Origin of the sequence: Moorena sp. SIO4G3 (genome assembly GCF_010692305.1) — a bacterium.
Classification (GTDB): domain Bacteria; phylum Cyanobacteriota; class Cyanobacteriia; order Cyanobacteriales; family Coleofasciculaceae; genus Moorena; species Moorena producens_A.
On sequence record NZ_JAAHIG010000011.1, the window covers coordinates 26,283 to 46,591 of the forward strand.

Sequence of the window (20,309 nt, forward strand, 5' to 3'; positions counted from 1 at the left end):
ACTGGCTCCCCAAGACCGCGCTGCATCGCTTGAGAGTTTTGTTCCCCCCAGAATTGGGGGGCTAGGGGGGCGAAAGCATACCCAAAATCAGCAACGCCATCAATTTTTGCAGAGATTGCGATCGCTCTCGTCAAGATTGGGGTTCGTCTCCAAATAGTCTCGCACCCAATTACAACCCTTGACTATTAGTTCATTGAATCGTAATATACGCCATAACTTGGCAGTTCCGGAACTGTCAAGAGTGGCTAGTACGCTGCCATCAGCACTAAAACTTATACTTGTAACTTCGCTTTTATGCCCATGTTCAAAAGCAGTCAATAATTTTCCTGACATATCCCATACATAGATATAACCCTTCTCCTTATCCTCCGAATCACGCTTCGACGCACTAACGACTAAGCCACCCTTGGTACTAAAACCGATACTATTCAAGCTGCGATTCAAGCTGCGATTAGCACTCTTAAACTTAACTAATTCCTCACCAGACTCCAATTCTTTTAAAAAGATATTACCTAGCTCTACATAGTGATCAGGTAAAGCATTCTGCGCCACTAACAGCTTGCCATCGGAGCTAAAAGCGATTTCACCCGATAGCCTAGGTTCATTTGTCCAGATTTTACTGTTCAAATTCAACCGATGGAGAGTACTATTTGTAGTATCATCATAAAGCTGCGGAGAAGTACTATCGTTCTCCACAACAAGCAATTGTGTACCATCAGGGCTAAAAAGAAGCTGGCTAATTATTTTATTAAAATTTTTAGATTTATACAACTGATTGCCATTCAAATCCAATAAGCGAATCCTATTATCTTGACCAACTCCAGCCAATTGTGTACCATCAGGGCTAAAAATGATTTGCCTTATTGTTGTTTTAAGATCTGGAAATCGCTTCAACTCCTTACCCTTCAAATCCAACAGACGAATAGTGTCATCAATTCCGACAACAGCTAGTTGCTTACCATCGGGGCTGATGCTGATACTTTTTATACTTTTTAATTTCGGACTTAGCTCTAACTCCTCTAATGGATTCTGATCTAGTTTCCACCAGACCAGGGTATTGTCATCACGACCTAAACTAGCAAGTTGTCTGCCGTTCGACGAGCTAGAAATAACCTCACGAACACCACCTTGATGCCCTTTAAGTTCAAATTCCAAGGCGTCTGACAAAGAAGAATAACTATATGGCTCATCATAAACACTAATAATACCCTCACCCTCTTGCCCAATAATCAGACGACTTTCGGTATCAAAAATGATACTGCTAGCTCTACTTATGGGTTTAAACTTATTATCCCAATACTTATTATCTAAACTACCAAAGTAGGCCATCCTTTCATCATTTCCAAAAAATCCTGCTAAGTATTCACCATTAGGACTAAAAACCAGATTTTCCGATAGCATATTATCAAAATTTTTAAACTCTGCCAACTGATTACGACTCCTGTAGTCCGACAATCTGAGGGTATTGCCAGATTCGTTAGCTACTACTAGCTGGTTCTTGGAGTTAAAGCTAATACTATGGAAATTGCCTTCCCGTTTCAATAGCTTCGGTTTATCTCCCGTTTCCCACAGGCAGATAGTACTGGAATCGCCCTTCTCAGTAAACCTTTGTAAATTGGCTAGAAGCTTCTTGCTATCAGGACTGAAACTGATCCCTCTGTTATATACACCGAAACCAGTAGGAAATAGATTTACATCAGTATATGTAAACCCTGAAATACAGTCTGTAAGCTGACGTGGCTCTTCCTGTTTTCCTTCTAAGTTCCAGAGGCGAAAAGTCCCTTGCTGGTCAATTGTTGCTAATAAGCGACTATCCGGACTAACATCAAGGTCTACGTCCACCTCATGTCCTGGAAATACTTTGGGTTGTTGTCTGCCTTGGAAGTCTTGTAAGCGGACAGTACCATCCTCTGCTGCTGTAGCAATCATTAACGTACCATCAGGCTTAAAAAACATCTTTTTAAAACCTTGAGGCACTTCTCTGCGGTTATATTCTCTAGTTGAATAGAATACCTTTCGCAAAGTTTGTAACACTTCAGTTTTAAGCTTACTGTCTGGCTTGAATAAGAATAAGTATCCTGGCCAATCTTGAAGAGATTTTGCTGCCCGTAAACTGGCAAGCAAAGCTTCTAACTCTTGATCTGATTGTAAGTTGGCTTCGGCTGTTTGCCGATCAGCCTTAATTTGACCGATCAGGGCATCTTTCTGACCAATTAAGGAGAATACCAAACCTGTAGCTAACCCCAGAATGACTACGATCGCAACACCCCAATTCCGACGAGTATTTAAGCTTTTTCGCCGGACGCTACGCTGCACAAACTCAACTTCTACCTGGTTAAACCAGTTGTCCTCAGAATTGAGTTCTTTATTCAATACATCGAGATAAGGATTGGCATTCCAAAGAAACTGTACGGGTTTCTCTCTCGAACCTTTTTGTTCATCCGATGTCCGTTGCCACAATCGAGCCAAGTTCGTATTTTCGAGGGTGTTTATTTTGTTAAGAAAGTTTTCAGCAAGGTCAAGTCTCCCATTCAACCAATTAATCACAGCTTCAGCCTTGACTTCAAAACCGGATGATTGTTTTTTGCTTTTAACACTTTTCCACTCCACCGCCGCAGGAGTCAACCGCCGTTGCAGAAGTAGGCTTTCCTCCTCCTGTTGCTTCCATCCCAGCAATCTTTGCCATCCCCGCACTAAAGCATCATGGGCTGGTTCTACATAGGGATTCCCCTCAGCATCTTGTCCTTCTACTAATAACCGTGCTGTGCTAANTCTCAATGATCCCAGCAATGGTACTGCAGTAGTGGATGACAATGGCACTGCTGGAGACTTAACTGATGATTTTGTGATTTACACTCCTGATGATGGTTTCAGTGGAGCTGATAGTTTTACCTATGAGTTAAGCAATGGTCTGATTACTAAGACTGCTACTGTTGACATTGACGTTGCTGCTGCTGTTGACGAGAACAGTCTGATTGCAGTAGATGACACCGCTACTACTGAAGAAAATGCAGCGGTAACCATTGATGTTTTAGCAAATGACACTGATATTAACGGAAACAGCACTCTGACCATTGTCAATAGTCCCAGCAATGGTACTGCAGTAGTGGATGACAATGGCACTGCTGGAGACTTCAGTGATGATTCTGTAATTTACACTCCTAACAATGGCTTTAATGGAGCTGACAGTTTGACCTATGAGTTAAATAATGGTCTGACTACTAAGACGGCTACTGTTGACATTAACGTTACTCCTGTTGAGGATGTTGCCTCTTCTGCGGATATTTTTTGGCGTAATTCTCAGATTGGAAGCAATCTTGCCTGGATCATGAATGGCACTGAGTTGGATCAGTCAAATCCAATTCAAGCGGAATCAGCTGATAGTCCCTGGGAGATGCGTGGTGCTGGAGACTTCGACGGCGATGGGCAAAAGGATATTCTCTGGCGTAATACTAATACCGGAGATGTGAACTTCTGGCTAATGGAAGGCTCTGAGTTCAAAAGCACAGCATCTAGCAGCCAGGTATCAGACCTCAACTGGGAAATCCGTGGCACGGGAGATTTCGACAGTGATGGAGAAGAAGATATTCTCTGGCGTAATACCAATACCGGAGAAAATGGGGTTTGGTTGATGAATGGTACGCAGCTGGATCAGGGAATCTTTATTACCAGACAGAATAATGGTGAGAATTTGCTGGTAGCGGAAGACGGTCTATGGCAAATGCAAGGTGCTGGAGATTTAGATAACGATGGTGACGCGGATATTCTGTGGCGTAATACTCAAAACCAAGATGTCTACTACTGGCGGATGGAAGGTACTGAGTACGTAGAGTCAGTGTTGATTGCCTCACTACCAATCAGCGGTGAGTGGGAAATTCGTGGTACTATGGACTTTGACAATAATGGTTTTGACGATGTCCTGTTGCGTAATGGCACTACCGGACAAAATGAGATCTGGCGGATGAATGAAACGGGGCTGCAGGAGGCAGTAGCCACCGAGTCCTTAACAGGGCAGACCTGGCAAAGCTATGTCTAATATGCCAGTCTGGTTAATCACTCATTAGTCAATAAGTCAGCATTCAGCATTCAGCAGTCAGCTGAATGCTGATGTGATCCAAAGCCTGATAACTAAAGTGATTAACCGAACTTGATATTAATGTAATGGTTTCAACGACTACTTACCAGTAGGAAAAGCACCAGGTCGCACAGTCAATTTGGTATCTCGTTGATTGCGACGCAACTCTAGGATTAAATCACTGCCTACTTTGGTTTTAGCCACAGACTTCTGAACTTCTGTTGCATCTTTGACTGGCTGATCATTGATTTTGCGGATCACATCACCCGCACGCAATCCTGCTTTGGCAGCTGGGGAATTAGGTATTACTTTGGCAATCAATACCCCTTGTTCTTCATCAACCATCAACCCAGCATTGGGATTACTGTTGATCTGTTGTTTAACCTCTGGGGTTAAGGTTACCATCTGGATGCCCAAGTAAGGATGTTCTACTTTACCGTCAACAATCAGTTGTTCAGCAATTTCTTCCACCGTATTAATGGGAACGGCAAATCCTAATCCTTGAGCACCCCGAATAATGGCTGTGTTCATGCCAATCACTTCACCGGAGGCATTGAGCAGGGGTCCACCGGAATTACCGGGGTTAATAGCAGCGTCGGTTTGGATAAATTCCACTCGCTTATCAGGAACACCGACTTGAGAGCTAGAACGACCGGTAGCACTAATGATGCCAGTGGTTACAGTACTATCTAAACCAAGGGGATTACCAATTGCGATCGCCCATTCTCCTGGGGTGAGTTGATCAGAATCACCGAGAGCAACGGTAGGTAAGTTTTCTGCCTCGATCTGGATCACAGCTACATCTGTCAAGGGATCGCTTCCCACTACCGTCCCTTTAAATTGGCGACCATCCTTGAGGATTACATTAACACTATCCGCACTATCGACTACATGGGCATTGGTGAGAATATAACCATCGGTATCGATAATGAAACCTGAACCGGTACCCTGTTCAACTCGCTCTTGGGGTACATCGGGAAATGGGAACCTAAAAAATTCCCGGAACATCGGGTTTCTAAAAGTATCTGGGACTCTACTGGTGACGGTTCTAGAAGCGTTAATCCGCACCACTGCTGGTCCAACTTGTTCTACCACATTGGTGATAAAGTTAGGATTTTCAGTCACCACAGGTTTAGTGCCTGGAAGCCTAGCTGTTTTGTTCTGAGGGACAATTGCTTGAGGGGATGTGGATTGGGGAACAGAGTTACGTAATGCTACATAACCGCCGGAAAAGCCTAACCCTGCTCCCAGTAACAACAGTGATACATAAGTTCCTGCTTTTTTTAAGGGATTACGGGTGGTGTGATTAGATTTGGGGGTTTGATGGTCTACTAGCATAAGATTCTGTTGACACAAGGGTAGATCGACATCGGAGGCAGTGGGCTTGATAGTGGTTTTGAATCAGTGTCTTGATGCAGTCGCTCATGGGGGGGACCACGCCAGTTGCTCATGGGGGGAACCCCCTTTGGCGGCACTGGCTCCCCAAGACCGTAATGGTGCGTTTGACCCGTAATTAAATTCGCCACGGGTAGCACCTGAGGCATCGCTATAAATCAAAGGTTGAAATAGGTGTAATCACCTGTATAAAATCGGTTGGCGGCGTAAGTCCTATAATTTAATCTAGACATCTTCTGTTAATTTTCTGTGAGAGCAGTGTTTAACTTAGATTAAAATTATTGAGGGTCGGGACCTGAATACAATTGGCAATACAATTAGCAAGGGAAGCCACCCTTCGCTTCGGAGGCTATACCATAAGGGCAACGAGGCAGAAATAGTCCCTATCCAATATGATCATTAGTCTAGCGCATTCGCCTAGTCATGGAGGTTGACAATACTACCAATATGTGATGGGTTAACCGAACATGCATACACTTCTAAGATGAAATAGTGTCAGGAATGTTACCGATAGTGAGTTGGTAAGGGATAAAGGTTAGTTGGTGATTCGCTAACTATTACTGATTACCTATGACTTGTGTTCAAGGGTAACTTTGATTCAGATAATTTTGGTTTAAGGACACGAAAAATATTGGAGGTTTATCAAAAAAAAAATCTATTTAATAGTAGGTTTAATAAGAAAGATAAAGTTGGTAAATTGCTCAATAAATCCCGATAAAAAATTATAAATTAAGGTATAATATACCTAGCATCTGTTGTTGATAAAAAACTAAAAACTATAAATTATTGTAAGTTAAACAGATGGTGTGAAACTATGCAGATTTATCGACTTCCAGCCCTTTCTGACAACTATATCTTCTTATTACACGACCCCAAGCGGAATATTGCTGCTGTGGTTGATCCAGCCGAGGCTAAACCGGTGGTAAAGCGTCTGAAAGAACTGGATGCCGAATTAGTGGCTATTTTCAACACTCACCATCACATGGATCATGTGGGGGGAAATCGACAGTTGATCCAGCAGTTTCCAGATGTCTGTGTATATGGGGGAGCTGAAGACCGGGGTCGGATTCCTGGTCAACAGGTGTTTTTAAACGAATGCGATCGCGTCGAGTTTGGTGATCGCCTTGGTGAAGTATTATTCGTTCCCGGACACACCAGAGGACATATTGCCTACTACTTTCCCCCAGTAGTCCCTGGTGAAACCGGTGAACTCTTATGTGGCGACACCCTATTTGCGGGCGGCTGTGGCAGACTATTTGAAGGAACACCAGGCCAAATGGTAGAATCCATGAGCAAGCTAAGGGATTTACCAGATAATACACGAGTATGGTGTGCTCATGAATACACCCTGAAAAATCTCCAATTTGCCCTGAGTGTCGATGGTGAAAACCTGGACTTACAAGGGAGATTTGCCCAAGTCCAAGAGGCGCGTGATCGTAAAGAGGCAACGGTACCTTCCCACTTAGGGGTTGAAAAGCACACCAATCCATTTTTACGTTGGGATGAGCCTGCCCTACAGTCGGCTGCTCAAGCAAAAGAACCCGTTAAGACATTTGCACGGTTACGGGAAATGAAAGACCGATTCTAAGATTATTGATAAAGCCTTGATCAAGGGACATATTTCCTTGAGAATATGTCCCTTGATTAGTTGGACTATAATCAAGGTTGAGTTAAGAAATTTAGTTAATCCAAGCAATAGAAAAAACCCATGCTTAGCGAATTGCAGCAGAAAAAATTGACCCGGTTGTTTAACCTGTACGATCAGCAAACAAACGGTGTTTTAACCCAAGCCGATTTTGAACGGATTACTGATAACCTTGCTGGGATCAGGGGTTGGACACCGGGCTCGCCATATTATGACAATCTTCTTGCTATTTACATGAGGATTTGGAATGGCGTGCAAAAATTTACCGACCAGAATCAAGACCAGCAAGTGACCTTGGATGAATGGTTGACTTATCACGAAAATGTACTGAGTGACACCGACGGGAATGAAGCAGTAGTCAATGCTAAAGCGGCAGGGATTATTTTCCTATTGGATTCTGATAAAGACGATAAAGTTACTCTGGAAGAATACCGACAATTTTTTAAGGCTTACGGTATTGACGACAGTCAAATTGAAGAAATTTTTGGACGCTTCGATCAGAACAATGATGGTTACATTGACAAACAAGAGATATTAGATCTAGTTACCGAATTCTATTACAGTCAAGATCCAGAGGCTCCAGGAAACTGGATTTTCGGTTCCTACTGATGATTTAGGTTTGCCTATTGGCGGATATGTTATCCCCGAAAGGGTTTAACAAGTGTTTTAATTGACACCGAGCCCTCAGGAATCAGCAATCAGCAATCAGCAATCAGGAATCAGCAATCAGCCCTCAGCTCTCAGCCCTCAGCCCTCAGCTCTCAGCACTAAGTTGCGATCGCTTACAAATTGTCGTAAGATGGAATGTTTGTCGAAGCATTATCCTTCACTATAAACTATACCCGAAATTAAACACTATGGTAAAACGTGTACAAGTCGTTTTAAGCAAAGACGTTCACAAACTCGGAAAAGACGGTGATCTCGTAGAGGTAGCTCCCGGCTATGCTCGCAATTATCTCATTCCCCAAGGAATTGCAGTTAGGGCTACCTCTGGTGTTCTCAAGCAAGTTGAGCGGCGCAGAGAGCAAGAACGGCAGCGTATCCTCGAAATCAAGCGACAAGCTGAGTCGATGAAGACTGCTCTACAAACCATTAGCCGCTTTACTATCGCGAAGCAGTTGGGTGAAGATAATGCTATCTTCGGTACTGTTACCAGCCAAGACTTGGCAGATGCCATCCAAGAGTCTACTGGCAAAGAAATAGACCGCCGAGGTATAACTATACCTGAGATTAGTCAACTTGGTTTCTATAATGCAGAAATTAAGCTTCATCCAGAAGTTACAGCCACTGTAGAAATTCATGTTGTTCCCAAATAAGTTAATTAATAGTTTGTTTAGTTTCTTGAGAGTTGACTGTTGATTGTATCATCCTGTCAACTCTCAATTAAACAACAGGTGCTTCATTTGTTCAGGTTGTATGAGTCAGCTAAAGGCTGATAGCACCTCAAGTACCGTGGCACAGGCTTCTAGCCTGTGACATAGCCCATTAGCTAATAGCTGACCTTTACCCTGAACTCAATAGACGACTAGTTGACTATGACTCAAAAACCAGATTTTTCAGCGTTTGGGAACTCTATACCACCCCAAAATATTGATGCCGAAGAGTCTATTATCGGAGGCATTTTATTAGATCCAGAAGCCATGGGTCGAATTGGTGATTTCCTGAATCCAAAAGCCTTCTACGTCCGGATTCACCAAACCATTTACGAAGCTGCTTTATTACTTTATAGCCAGGGTAAACCCACGGATTTGATGAGTGTTACTACCTGGCTTTATGACAATGACTTATTAGAGAAAGTTGGGGGTCAAGCTAAGTTAGCTCAGCTAGTTGAACAAACGGTTTCAGCGGTCAATATTGACAGGTTCGCTAAGTTAGTGATGGACAAGTACCTGCGCCGTCAGCTAATCGAAGCCGGTAACGAGATTTTTAAGTTGGGTTATGAGACATCCTTGGAATTGGAAACGGTCCTTGACCAAGCGGAACAGAAAATTTTCAGCCTCACCCAATTGCGTCCTCAGCAAGGTCTCATCCCGATTTCTGAAACCCTAGTCCAGACCTTCCAAGATATAGAAAATCGGAATCAGGGTATTGATTTGCCTGGTATTCCATCAGACTTCTATGATTTGGATGCCCAAATTGGGGGATTAAGTCCGTCTGACTTAATTATCATTGCTGGTAGACCATCCATGGGAAAAACTAGCTTAGCGTTAGGAATTGCTCGTAACGTAGCTGAAAAAATGCCAGTGGCGATCTTTAGCTTGGAAATGTCAAGAGAACAACTAGTGCAGCGGTTGTTAGCTAGTGAAGCGAAAATTGACAGTAACTTTCTCAGAGCTGGGCGCATTGCTCAAAATCAGTGGGCACCACTGAGTGAGGCAATCGGTATGTTATCAGAGTTGCCGATTTATATTGATGATACCGCTAACCAGACTGTGATGCAAATGCGATCGCATGCTCGTCGTCTTCAAGCAGCCCAAGGGAGCCCGTTGGGATTAATTTTAATCGATTACTTACAGTTAATGGAAGGCAGTGGTAGTGAAAATCGAGTTCAGGAGTTGTCTCGGATTACTCGCTCTCTCAAAGGATTAGCTCGGGAACTGAAAGTCCCAGTGGTTGCTCTGTCTCAGTTAAGTCGGGCTGTGGAATCTCGCACTAATAAACGACCCATGATGTCGGATTTGAGAGAATCGGGTTCAATCGAGCAGGACTCGGATTTAATCATGATGCTTTATAGAGATTCCTATTATAATCCAGATTCACCAGATGGAGATACCGCAGAAGTCATCATTGTTAAAAATCGTAATGGTCCGACAGGAACGGTGAAACTTATCTTTAAACCTGGGTTAACCAAGTTCCTGAATATGGCAAATCAAAGAGTGTGAACTACCGTAGTTACAACTGTTTCACAAATAGGACACGATTTTGCCCTGAACCATCATAGTTTGGATAGTATGAAATACTGTTGTATTTGCAATCACTGGATTCGATTTTAAATCCCATCCGCAAATGATAAGCAATCGAGTTTTTATTAATCTCAGAGGTAACACATCTTACTCGGATACGACCAAACTTACGAACAGTTTTAAAAAACTGTTCGTATAGGAGACGACCAATACCTTGTTTTCTAAATTTAGGATGGACACCTAAAAAATGAATATATGCCTCATCCGAATATGTCTGTGATAGAAAACCAATTAAAAATCCAGTTATTTCTTGATCAGTTTCTGCAATAAAACTTGTTTCACAAAAATGCACGAAAAAGAGCTTTGGAAGCATATCACTCATTTTTCGTCCACCCCACCATTCATCTAGAATGGTAATTATTTGTTGGTAATCATCAGGACAAATGTTACGAATATTCATTCTACATCCAAAGCCACCGAACATACTCGATAATCACCAGGTTCCAACTCCTTTCGATAGGAGTAACAAATAGTTCAACAAGTTTTTCTCTCTTAACTAAAACTCCCAATTAGCAAGAAGTCACTAACTGGGAGCAAGTATTCAGTTCATCGCTGAATAAGTTAATCAATCCAGGTTAAGTTACTAGTTAATTTTTAACAATTCCACATCAAAATTCAGCGTAGCATTAGGCGGAATTACCCCACCCGCGCCACGGGCACCATAACCCAAGTCTGGGGGAATGATAAGCTTACGACGACCACCAACCTTCATAGAACCAACCCCTTCATCCCAGCCTTTAATCACTTGTCCTATACCGATTCTGAAGGAAAAAGGACTATTGCGATCGCGAGAACTATCGAACTTGGTGCCATCCTTCAGCGTACCAGTGTAGTGAACCACTACCGTTTGTCCCCTCTCAGGACTTGCTCCCTCACCCTCAACCACGTCGATGTACTGCAAGCCCGAATCTGTTGTAACCGCCTGATCCATATTGGTTTCACTTTCTGAACTAGAATCCATAGCTAGATCTTGTTTATCATTAACATCTGGGTTAGCACTGTTAGCTGTTGTAACTACTTCCGGCTGAGTGTTGGTAATTTCTCCAGCAGTGGTAGATTTGTTACCCATACCCACTTGAGCCACAACCAAAAGCAACCCAAAGGCTACTATAACGCCTATGCTGATCAGAATTTGTTTCAAAATCTGTTCTCCTAATTGATTATCAACGCCAGAGCTTATTTTCTAAATCCCGCACCTGACGCTCCAGACGGTCAATACGACCTCGCAATTCATCCATTTCTGATTGGCGAGGAACCCCTAAATCCTGCAACATATTGCGCAACTGCCGTTCCATGTTGCTCTCAAAGTTACCCTGCTCTGACTTGATCTGATTCATCAGATCATCCACAAAAGCGGTAGCTTGGTCGGAGTTGATTTTACCATCTTTAACCCATTCATCACTTACCTCTCGCAGTTTTTCGGCAACCATTGAGGTTGTGCCAACCCCAACCAACAATAACTGCTTGAGCCAGTCGTTATTATCCATAATTGTTATCCTGTTATCCTGTCACTCGGCACTTTATGGGGCTGGGATCAGCTAGGCTTTCCTATGATTGGACAAGTTTCATTGATTCCCAGCCTACAGTTCTATTCTGTGACATCTTTCCTAGAACAGGAGAAGAGGGAGAACAGTCGGAGGAGAACGGAGGAGGTGCAAGAAGGTGCTATATATAAAGCAACCTAATATAAAGCAACCTACTAAAATGCTCTGGTGAATCAGTGGTGATGGTGATGGTGATGATGGTGCTCTGATGCCTGCACAGCTGCCAACTGGGGGTTGATAGATAGAGCATTTTCTGATAGAAGTACCTCAATTTGAGGATTAGCCCATTGCGCTGCCATCTCTAAGAATTCTGGATGATCATTAACACAGGGCATCTCTACGTAGGTAACCTCTGAGTTACGACGTTTTAGACCGTGGACAATGTGATGCACATCTAAGAGGGTTTCGTGATTCTCTGTGGCAAAGCCAATAGGCATAAACACAATCGCCTTAGCCCCTAAGTTAATCAGGTTCTGGGCTGCTAACTCCGTGTGAGGCTGAGTCCACTTAATTAAGGGAGTTTGGTGGTTAAGCCAGCCCACAGAGATTAGGGGATACTTATACATCAACTTTTCCCGTACTGCCTCATACAGTGCCTGACTTTCGTCAATCCCAGACACAAATCCTTTAGCTTCATGGGGACAGCCATGGTTCATCAGGACAATGCCAATTTGGGAGGGCAGATAGGCTGCTGCTAAATCGGTAGTAATTTTCTCTTCCACCAATTGAGCAGTTAGATTAATGTACTCTGGTTCGTTATAGAAAGACGGGATGTAACGCAATCCCTGAACCCAGTGTTGATCTTTATCCTCTAATTTCTCGAGGGCTTTATTGACTTGTTCCACCGCAATGCCGCTAGTAAAGATGGAATCCACCACTAGCAGGGGATAGATCAGCAGTTTTTGGAACCCTTGCTCCTTAATTTCACTGAGGACTTGTTCTGGCAAAAAGGGAGCGCAGAAGTTAAAGGCTTTGAATACCTGCACCTGATCGCCCCATTTAGCTTGCAGTTGTTTTTCAATACCTGCCCGTTGCTGTTCAAAAATCTTGTTGTGGGGTGAAATAAAGTTGTCATGCTGGTGCCCCCACTCGTGGAAGTCAAACATTGCCAAAATTTTGGCTAAGGGTGGATAGATCCAGTTGGGGACTGGGGCAAATTTGGCAGTGAGCAAGTTTAAGGCTTGTTCGTTGTAGTTGGCGAAGTCTTCGTAGCTTTCGACTTCTCCATAACCCATGAGTAAAACCGCAACTCGTTCGTGACCATGGCTTGGGGAAGGTTTGACTGATTGAGATTTTTCTGGAGTGGCAACCACTGGGTATTCCTACTGGCTAAACGTCGATTGCTGGGGTATCCCTGCCTTGTCTTGGGTGCAGAATGTACCCCTGGCATTTATTAGGCTAACATCCCCCATAGGGGGATATAGGAGGTAGCACAATACCCTGGAAAGTTCGGTAAAGATACTAATAACAAAATCTCGATTAGGTTATAATAGGATTTCTGGTCTTAATTAAATCTTATTAAATGAGCTGATCAGTTCGAGATTAGCCCACTAGCCTCTACCAAAGGCGCAAGTGTCGTCCTGTGGGCGAAGCCAGTGGGGTACTTTTGGACGCAGAGCTCAGTTCAGGTTTTGTCTAATAAATTATAATGGATATAAATTGGGGTGAATTTATGTCTATTTGATAACCAAAGCCGAAAATGCCCTTGGTTATTGAGAGTAGACCGAAAACCTGATTGCAATAGAGCAATTAAAATCAGATAAGATTCAGAAACTTGGCGGTGGGGCATCCCGTCAATAGTAAAGCTTGTCGAGTACCCGAATGCGGATCGGTTTCCTTAAGGAAATGGCGATAGCTGGGGTTGGCGAGAAGCCCACACCTACCCCCGACCCCCCAACAGGTGTGGGAGATGTCACAAGTAGGACAACGCAATGTCGGTGTAAACAGCACAATGCTGACGTGCTTGTACATCAACAGGAGGCATAGTCATTAAAACCAAATCAAACTAGGACAAACAACGCACATGCTCAGTCAGAAAACAAAAACTACAGATATAGGATTCACTCACGAAGATTTTGCTGCCCTTCTGGATAAGTATGATTATCATTTTAGCCCAGGGGATATAGTTCCGGGTACGGTATTCAGTCTAGAGCCGAGGGGCGCTCTGATTGACATTGGTGCGAAAACCGCCGCCTATATTCCGATTCAGGAAATGTCAATAAATCGAGTTGATAATCCTGATGAGGTTTTACAATCCAACGAAACACGGGAATTTTTCATCCTGACCGATGAAAATGAAGATGGACAGTTGACTCTCTCTATCCGTCGCATTGAGTATATGCGAGCGTGGGAGCGAGTGCGCCAATTACAAGCGGAGGATGCTACGGTGCGTTCTCTGGTATTCGCCACTAACCGTGGTGGAGCGTTGGTACGTATTGAAGGGTTGCGCGGTTTTATTCCTGGTTCTCATATTAGCACTCGGGCAGCCAAGGAAGATTTGGTGGCCCAAGAACTGCCCCTAAAATTTCTGGAGGTAGATGAAGACCGTAATCGTCTGGTACTATCCCACCGTCGTGCTCTAGTCGAGCGCAAGATGAACCGCCTAGAAGTCGGAGAGGTGGTGATTGGCTCAGTACGAGGAATCAAACCTTACGGTGCATTCATTGATATTGGCGGGGTCAGCGGATTGCTGCACATTTCCGAAATTTCCCATGATCATATTGATACGCCTCATAGTGTGTTTAATGTCAATGATGAACTAAAAGTGATGATCATTGACTTGGATGCTGACCGAGGTCGGATTTCTCTGTCAACAAAGCAGTTAGAGCCAGAACCGGGAGATATGATTAACAACCGGGAAGTGGTCTTCGAGAAGGCAGAAGAAATGGCTCAGAAGTACCGGGAGAAAATGCTAGCACAACAGCAAGGTATAACTCCAGAAAGTATGACTCAACAAGAGTCCCCAGAGCCACAAGAGTCCCCAGAGCCCCAAGAGCCTGTTCAGGCTCAAGAGCCCCAAGAGCCTGTTCAGGCTCAAGAGTCCCCAGAGCCCCAAGAGCCCCAAGAGTCCCCAGAGCCCCAAGAGCAGGTTCAGGCTCAAGAGTCCCCAGAGCCTGTTCAGGCTCAAGAGTCCCCAGAGCCTGTTCAGGCTCAAGAGTCCCCAGAGCCTGTTCAGGCTCAAGAGTCCCCAGAGCCCCAAGAGTCCCAAGAGTCCCCAGAGCCTCAAGAAGACGCAGTGCCAGAGGGAGAGTTTGTAGCAGCTGCCATCGACGAGTAACAACTAGGTGCAGCCACAAGAATTAGCCGTTAGCTAAGGCTAATGGCTAATCTGTATTTATCGCCCTGTTCCGGAACAAGAGTAAAGAACTTGGCAGGTGCGAATCTTGAACAACGACCTAGTAGAATGAAGTTGATTACAATCAACAACGGCATAAACCCTTGGTAACCATTCGTTGTGGGAAGGTGACTTTCCCCAATATTGAAGCAGTCATATTTGATAAAGACGGTACCTTAGAGGATTCACAGGTTTATTTAAGAGAACTAGCCTATAAGCGATCGCGTTTAATCGATGCCCAAATCCCTGGTATTGGAGAACCCCTGCTGATGGCATTTGGTGTCCAAGATGACACCCTTGACCCTACCGGGTTAATGGCAGTGGGTAGCCGTCGGGAAAATGAAATTGCGGCTGCGGCTTATATTGCTGAGACTGGTCGGGGATGGTTAGAGTCATTGGAAATTGCTGGCAGTGCCTTTGTTGAAGCCGAGAAGTACTTGCCAGATGGGGCTGGGACTTCCCCAATGTTTGCCGGTAGCCTGGAAGTCCTTAAATTCCTCTCAGAAGCTGGTTTAAAGCTAGGTATTCTCTCAGCAGACTCTACGGCTGGCGTACAAGCCTTTGTCCATCGAAACCAGCTAGACCCCTATATCCAATTACAGCAAGGTGTGGATTCTGAAATCAGTAAGCCTGATCCCAGGTTGTTCCTACAAGCCTGCCAATCTTTAGGGGTGAAACCTGTTTCCACTCTAATGGTAGGAGATTCAGCCGGTGATATTGAGATGGCAAAGGGTGCTGGTGCAGGGGGTTGCATTGGTATTTGCTGGGGAAAGCCAGAAGCTTCCCATTTACAGGGAGCTGATATAGCGATCGCGAGCCTGGATGAGATGAAAATTATTTGAAGTAAACTATAAGGGACTAGTATTTATAGCGCTACGGTTATAAGTGTCAAGTGTTATTTTCAATTTTAAAGTTTCAATAAGCACAACTCCCGCAGCCTTGGTGCGATCGCACCAATTGGTAAAACCTCTTTGGCTGCTCCGAGAGCGATCGCTTCTTTAGGCATGCCAAACACCAAGGAAGTCGCTTCATCTTGAGCGATGGTCAAGCCACCAACCTCAGCGATGGTATGCATTCCAGTCGCTCCATCTCTACCCATACCCGTCAACAATATACCCACTGTAGCTTTGCGATAAAACTTGGCTACAGACTCAAATGTGACAGTTACGGAAGGGCGATGTCCTTCCAGTGGTTCTGAATCAGAACAGATAAATCGACCCATAGCATCGAATTCTAAATGCTGCTGTTCTGGTGCGAAATAAATTCTTCGTGGTTGTGGCATATCTCCTGGTTGAGCAATCTGAACTGGCAAGGGACAATGACTAGCTAACCAATCGATCAATCCCTGCAAAAAACCAAGACTAATGTGTTGAACGCAAATTACTGGTAAAGGAAAATCCGACGGTAGCTGAGTGAATACCTCGTTTAGGGCTTGGGGTCCACCTGTAGATGCACCAATCACAACTATTCTTGGTTTAGAAGAGTAATTAGAATAGAAAGCAGCACGATTTCCTGTCTGTGATACTCCACCAATTTGATTGTGATTGGTGCTGTAGTCCATTTCCGGAAGCTTCCCTTTCCCAGAACTCCCCTGCTTTTGTGTACCTAATATAGACGTTCGGTTTTTTGTAAAGACCTTGACCCCAGATAGAATTTTAATCTTATTGATCAATTCCTGCTGGATCAACTGATTTTCCCTTGTCATTCCTGCGGACGGCTTAGGAAAAATATCCACTGCTCCTGCATCTAAAAGCTCAAAAATCTGATCAGTATCCTCTTGCTGCACCGAAACACTAATCACCAGAATCGGTCTAGGATAGAGCGCCATAACTTTAGATGTCAACTCCAGACCATTCATGTGGGGCATATGGAGGTCTGTACAAATGACATCTGGTTGAACTTTGGGAATTAAGTTCAAAGCTTCTAAGCCAGTTCTAGCTTCTCCCACCACTTCAATCTGCTCTGATGAATTCAGAATCCTTTTCAGGACTACTATAGCAAGCGGTGAATCTTCAACTAATAAAACTCGAATAGTCATTGATGATTTTTAAATTTAAAATTTAACCTAACCTTCAACCTTCAACCTTCAACCTTCAACCTTAAAGCTTAACTAGTAACATTAAAATTAACTATTAAACAAGTCTTTGTAACGTTTCGATGAGAAACTTTTGATTAAATTTTCCTTTAGTTATATAGGCATTAGCCCCCGCTTCGGCACCTTTTATCTTATGTTCATCAGAAGCCAAAGATGTTACCAGAATTATGGGTAATTCGTTATACTCTTGATGCTTACGAATTCTAGCAGTTAGGGAAAATCCGTCTAGATTGGGCATTTCTACATCAGATATTACGGCATCAAAGTGACGGGTGTTTAATTTGTTATAGCCATCTAATCCATCTACAGCTGTCACTACTTCATACCCAGCCCTTTCTAGTATCCGTTTTTCTTGGGTGCGAACGGTAATCGAGTCATCTACTAGGAGAATTACTGGCGTGCTTTCAACGATTTCCCTTAGTTTGGTTGAGACTGTGGATGTGGTTGGCTGATAGGATTGCAATGATGTGAGCAAATCTGGAGGGTTAAGAATCATGCAAACTTCCCCTGTACCGAGAATAGTTGCTCCACTGACATTACGCACCCGCTTTAATAACTGACTCTGAGGTTTGATCACCACCTCTTGAGTATCCAAAAGGTCATCGATAAACAATCCAAATTGTTCGTCTGCCACCTTAAGCAGGATACATGGTCGCCGATCGCTTTTTTGTTGCTTAAGTGTGGCGATAGAGGTATAACCAATCGAGTTAGACAACTCCAGCAAATCAGCTAGGTTTGCTACAGCAATAGCTTGACCGTCTAAGGCGATGGTTTCTCGACCTTCAATCGTAAATATTTGCTCCCGGGAAACTAGTAAAGTCGTTTCCACAAACTCAATCGGTAGCCCATGGATAATCCCGTGAACATCTACCAGCAGTACATTAGCAGTGGACAAGGTTGTGCGTAGCTGGAGGCGAAAGGTGCATCCAAGACCAGGGGTTGATTCGATCTCGATATTGCCGTTAAGCTGCTCAACCTTGGTGCGTAGGACATCTAAGCCGATTCCTCTGCCAGAAATTTCTGTAATAAATGTCCGGGTTGAAAAGCCAGGAGCTAAGATCAGGTCGTTAATCTGTCTGGGAGTCATTAGTTCCAGTTCTTCGTTTGTGCAGAGTCCACGCTGGACAGCAGTTTGCTTAATTTTATCGATATCTAATCCTCGTCCATCATCTACTACTTCAATAACAATGGTGTTGGTTTTTTGGTAGCCCCTCAACCAAATCGTGGCCGCAGCAGACTTGCCAAGTTTTTCTCGTTCAGTGGGAGTTTCAATGCCATGGTCGATGGCGTTGCGAACTATGTGCATCAAGGGGTCTTTGATTTCTTCCAGGATGCGTTTATCAGCAGTGGTTTCTCCTCCTTCGATGATTAATTCGACCTCTTTTGATTGTTGTCTGGCTAAATCCCTTACCATACGGGGAAATAACTGAAACACAGTGAAGAGGGGGAGAAGCCGGAGGGTGCGAATTTTTTCGTCTAATTCCCCAGCAATGATGTCTAGTCTTGTAGTGTTTTCCTGAGCTATTCTTCTTAGAGAGTTAATCTTTTGTTCTAGGCGTTGTACATACGAATTGGTTCCTATGGATGAAGACTCCAGGTATTGCCCTTGGCAATGAACGACTTTCCACTCTTCCCATAGGGTTGCCACTTCCTCAATTTCAGCCATAGCATGAGCCATGCCAATTTTGGTGACTGTTAGTTCCCCGGTTTGTGTCATTAAGGCATCAAGATAGGGAGTTGGAACCCGAATGGTGTCAATCCGGTAGGGTTCACTAAGATTCGATGAAACCTCTGGAGTTACTATTAAAGGAGTTTTGTTAGGAAGCAATGGTAGAGTCGGTAATAGTGGAGACTCCTCAATAGTTGCTTCAGTTGGTTCACATTGAGCTACTTGAGGGGGTGAGTCATCAGGGGGTGAGTCATGGTCTTGACCTACATCTGGAACTGCTGTGATCAAATGGTCAAGTATCTCGGCGGTATCAACCCCACTGATAGAACCAGTAACTGCTTCGTATACTAAGAGGCGGATGGCATCTATGGCTTGATAAATGCGATCGCTAACCTGTGGGGTTAAAAAGGTCTGTTCACATTTGATGCTGTCGAGAATGTTTTCCACACCATGGGCGAGGGTTTCTACATTCTCTATCCCCGCTATTTTGGAGTCTCCTTTGAGGCTTTGGGCTTCCCACAGCAACTTGTCCAAGGTAGCGTTGTCCTGTGGGTACTTTTCTAAATGCAGTAAACCGACTTCCAGTTTCTCCAAACGTTCTTCGCTACTAATTTTATAAATATCTCGCAAGTCTTCATCTTCTATAACAGTTGGTGCCAGTTGGGAAACATGGCCATTTTGTAGAGCAGCTTCTTGGTCTGGCTGCAATGGCTGTGAAACTGTTGCCATCAAGTAGTTAAGCATCAAGGGTGTATCAACACCACTTGCGGAACCAGTAACTGCTTCATATACCAGCAGACCCATAGCATCTATGACTTGATAAAGGCGATCGCTAACCTGTGGGGTTAAAACTGTTTGTTGACGTTTGATGCTGCCAAGAATGTCTTCTACACCATGAATAAGGGTTTCTACATTCTCTATCCCCGCTATTCTGGAGTCTCCTTTGAGGCTGTGAGCTTCCCGCAGCAACTGTTCCAAAGTAGCGTTGTCCTGTGGGTACTTTTCTAAATGCAGCAAACCAATTTCCAATTTCTGCAAACGTTCTTCGCTGGTAATTTTATAAATATTTCTGAGTTCTTCGTCTTCTATCATGGTTACTCATTTTTTAATTGAAATAGAAAAAAGAATATTACCGATGAATTGTTGTCAAAGGGAACAGGGAACAGGGAACAGGGAACAGGGAACAGGGAACAGGGAGCAGGGAACAGGGAACAGGGAACAGGGAACAGGGAACAGAAAATTTTTTGATTTGTAGAAAATAGTTAACTATTTTTTAGTCATTAAAATAGTTTTTAAATGAAACATTAAGAAATAAATAACTTTTTTAAAAAACACGATCTTCCTTCCTATATTAAACCTTTAAATTATTTTGATTTCAAGGAAATTTGCACCAGTAAAAAAAAATAAGATCGGAAGTAATAACAATCTATTTAAGTAATAATCAAATATTCTTACTGTTTTCTATTCCCGATTCCCGATTCCCGATTCCCGATTCCCGATTCCCGATTCCCGATTCCCGATTCCCGATTCCCGATTCCCGATTCCCTACTTTTACAACAGATAAAGGTTAAACTTGGTACAATATCTGA

At 43.7% G+C, this 20,309-nt stretch carries 16 protein-coding genes; 8 read left to right on the plus strand and 8 right to left on the minus strand.

Annotation, left to right across the window (positions count from 1 at the left end):
- Positions 1-99: 99 nt before the first annotated feature.
- The gene (locus tag F6J99_RS03610) at positions 100-2,778 is read right to left on the minus strand and encodes a WD40 repeat domain-containing protein (RefSeq protein ID WP_293111741.1); all 2,679 of its coding nucleotides are present in this window, start codon (positions 2,776-2,778) and stop codon (positions 100-102) included.
- Between F6J99_RS03610 and F6J99_RS03615 the strand changes: the two genes are divergently transcribed.
- Positions 2,765-4,036 (plus strand): Ig-like domain-containing protein, encoded by a 1,272-nt coding sequence (locus tag F6J99_RS03615; RefSeq protein ID WP_293111742.1) that lies wholly within the window; start codon positions 2,765-2,767, stop codon positions 4,034-4,036. The two genes, F6J99_RS03610 and F6J99_RS03615, sit on opposite strands and share 14 nt — an antisense overlap.
- A gap of 138 nt (positions 4,037-4,174) precedes the next feature.
- Here F6J99_RS03615 and F6J99_RS03620 read toward each other — a convergent pair whose 3' ends face one another.
- Entirely contained in the window at positions 4,175-5,413 is a 1,239-nt protein-coding gene (locus F6J99_RS03620; protein WP_070394256.1) for an HhoA/HhoB/HtrA family serine endopeptidase, read from the minus strand.
- Between the two features lie 871 nt (positions 5,414-6,284).
- Here F6J99_RS03620 and gloB point away from each other — a divergent pair.
- The 4 genes from gloB to dnaB all read left to right on the plus strand — a co-directional run bounded on the left by gloB (position 6,285) and on the right by dnaB (position 9,997).
- Positions 6,285-7,058: a hydroxyacylglutathione hydrolase gene (gloB, locus tag F6J99_RS03625; protein WP_293111743.1), complete on the plus strand. Its 774-nt coding sequence runs from the start codon at positions 6,285-6,287 to the stop codon at positions 7,056-7,058.
- A gap of 120 nt (positions 7,059-7,178) precedes the next feature.
- The gene (locus F6J99_RS03630) at positions 7,179-7,724 is read left to right on the plus strand and encodes an EF-hand domain-containing protein (RefSeq protein ID WP_293111744.1); all 546 of its coding nucleotides are present in this window, start codon (positions 7,179-7,181) and stop codon (positions 7,722-7,724) included.
- A gap of 248 nt (positions 7,725-7,972) precedes the next feature.
- Entirely contained in the window at positions 7,973-8,431 is a 459-nt protein-coding gene (gene rplI, locus F6J99_RS03635) for a 50S ribosomal protein L9 (protein WP_070394253.1), read from the plus strand.
- A gap of 219 nt (positions 8,432-8,650) precedes the next feature.
- On the plus strand, positions 8,651-9,997 hold the full coding sequence (gene dnaB, locus F6J99_RS03640) for a replicative DNA helicase (RefSeq protein ID WP_293054445.1): 1,347 nt from the start codon (positions 8,651-8,653) through the stop codon (positions 9,995-9,997).
- A gap of 10 nt (positions 9,998-10,007) precedes the next feature.
- On the opposite strand, the gene F6J99_RS03645 is transcribed toward dnaB, so the two are convergent.
- The 4 genes from F6J99_RS03645 to F6J99_RS03660 form a co-directional block, all read right to left on the minus strand.
- Entirely contained in the window at positions 10,008-10,478 is a 471-nt protein-coding gene (locus F6J99_RS03645; RefSeq protein WP_293111745.1) for a GNAT family N-acetyltransferase, read from the minus strand.
- Between the two features lie 183 nt (positions 10,479-10,661).
- A complete protein-coding gene (locus F6J99_RS03650; protein WP_293111746.1) occupies positions 10,662-11,219 on the minus strand; it encodes an FKBP-type peptidyl-prolyl cis-trans isomerase in 558 nt (185 codons plus the stop codon).
- A 22-nt stretch (positions 11,220-11,241) separates the two neighbouring features.
- The gene (locus F6J99_RS03655) at positions 11,242-11,565 is read right to left on the minus strand and encodes a phasin family protein (protein WP_008180024.1); all 324 of its coding nucleotides are present in this window, start codon (positions 11,563-11,565) and stop codon (positions 11,242-11,244) included.
- Positions 11,566-11,795: 230 nt separating this feature from the next.
- On the minus strand, positions 11,796-12,935 hold the full coding sequence (locus F6J99_RS03660; protein WP_293111747.1) for a ferrochelatase: 1,140 nt from the start codon (positions 12,933-12,935) through the stop codon (positions 11,796-11,798).
- Positions 12,936-13,645: 710 nt separating this feature from the next.
- On the opposite strand from F6J99_RS03660, the gene F6J99_RS03665 reads away from it, so the two are divergent.
- The gene (locus F6J99_RS03665) at positions 13,646-14,899 is read left to right on the plus strand and encodes a S1 RNA-binding domain-containing protein (protein WP_293111748.1); all 1,254 of its coding nucleotides are present in this window, start codon (positions 13,646-13,648) and stop codon (positions 14,897-14,899) included.
- A gap of 161 nt (positions 14,900-15,060) precedes the next feature.
- Positions 15,061-15,798, plus strand: a complete 738-nt coding sequence (locus F6J99_RS03670; protein WP_293111749.1) for an HAD family hydrolase — start codon at positions 15,061-15,063, stop codon at positions 15,796-15,798.
- 65 nt (positions 15,799-15,863) lie between these two features.
- Here the strand turns inward: F6J99_RS03670 and cheB are convergent, their stop codons facing one another.
- Positions 15,864-16,994, minus strand: a complete 1,131-nt coding sequence (cheB, locus tag F6J99_RS03675) for a chemotaxis-specific protein-glutamate methyltransferase CheB (RefSeq protein ID WP_293111750.1) — start codon at positions 16,992-16,994, stop codon at positions 15,864-15,866.
- Between the two features lie 94 nt (positions 16,995-17,088).
- The gene (locus F6J99_RS03680; RefSeq protein WP_293111751.1) at positions 17,089-19,812 is read right to left on the minus strand and encodes a hybrid sensor histidine kinase/response regulator; all 2,724 of its coding nucleotides are present in this window, start codon (positions 19,810-19,812) and stop codon (positions 17,089-17,091) included.
- Here F6J99_RS03680 and F6J99_RS03685 point away from each other — a divergent pair.
- The gene (locus tag F6J99_RS03685; RefSeq protein ID WP_293111752.1) at positions 19,811-19,975 is read left to right on the plus strand and encodes a hypothetical protein; all 165 of its coding nucleotides are present in this window, start codon (positions 19,811-19,813) and stop codon (positions 19,973-19,975) included. The two genes, F6J99_RS03680 and F6J99_RS03685, sit on opposite strands and share 2 nt — an antisense overlap.
- Positions 19,976-20,309: the final 334 nt, after the last annotated feature.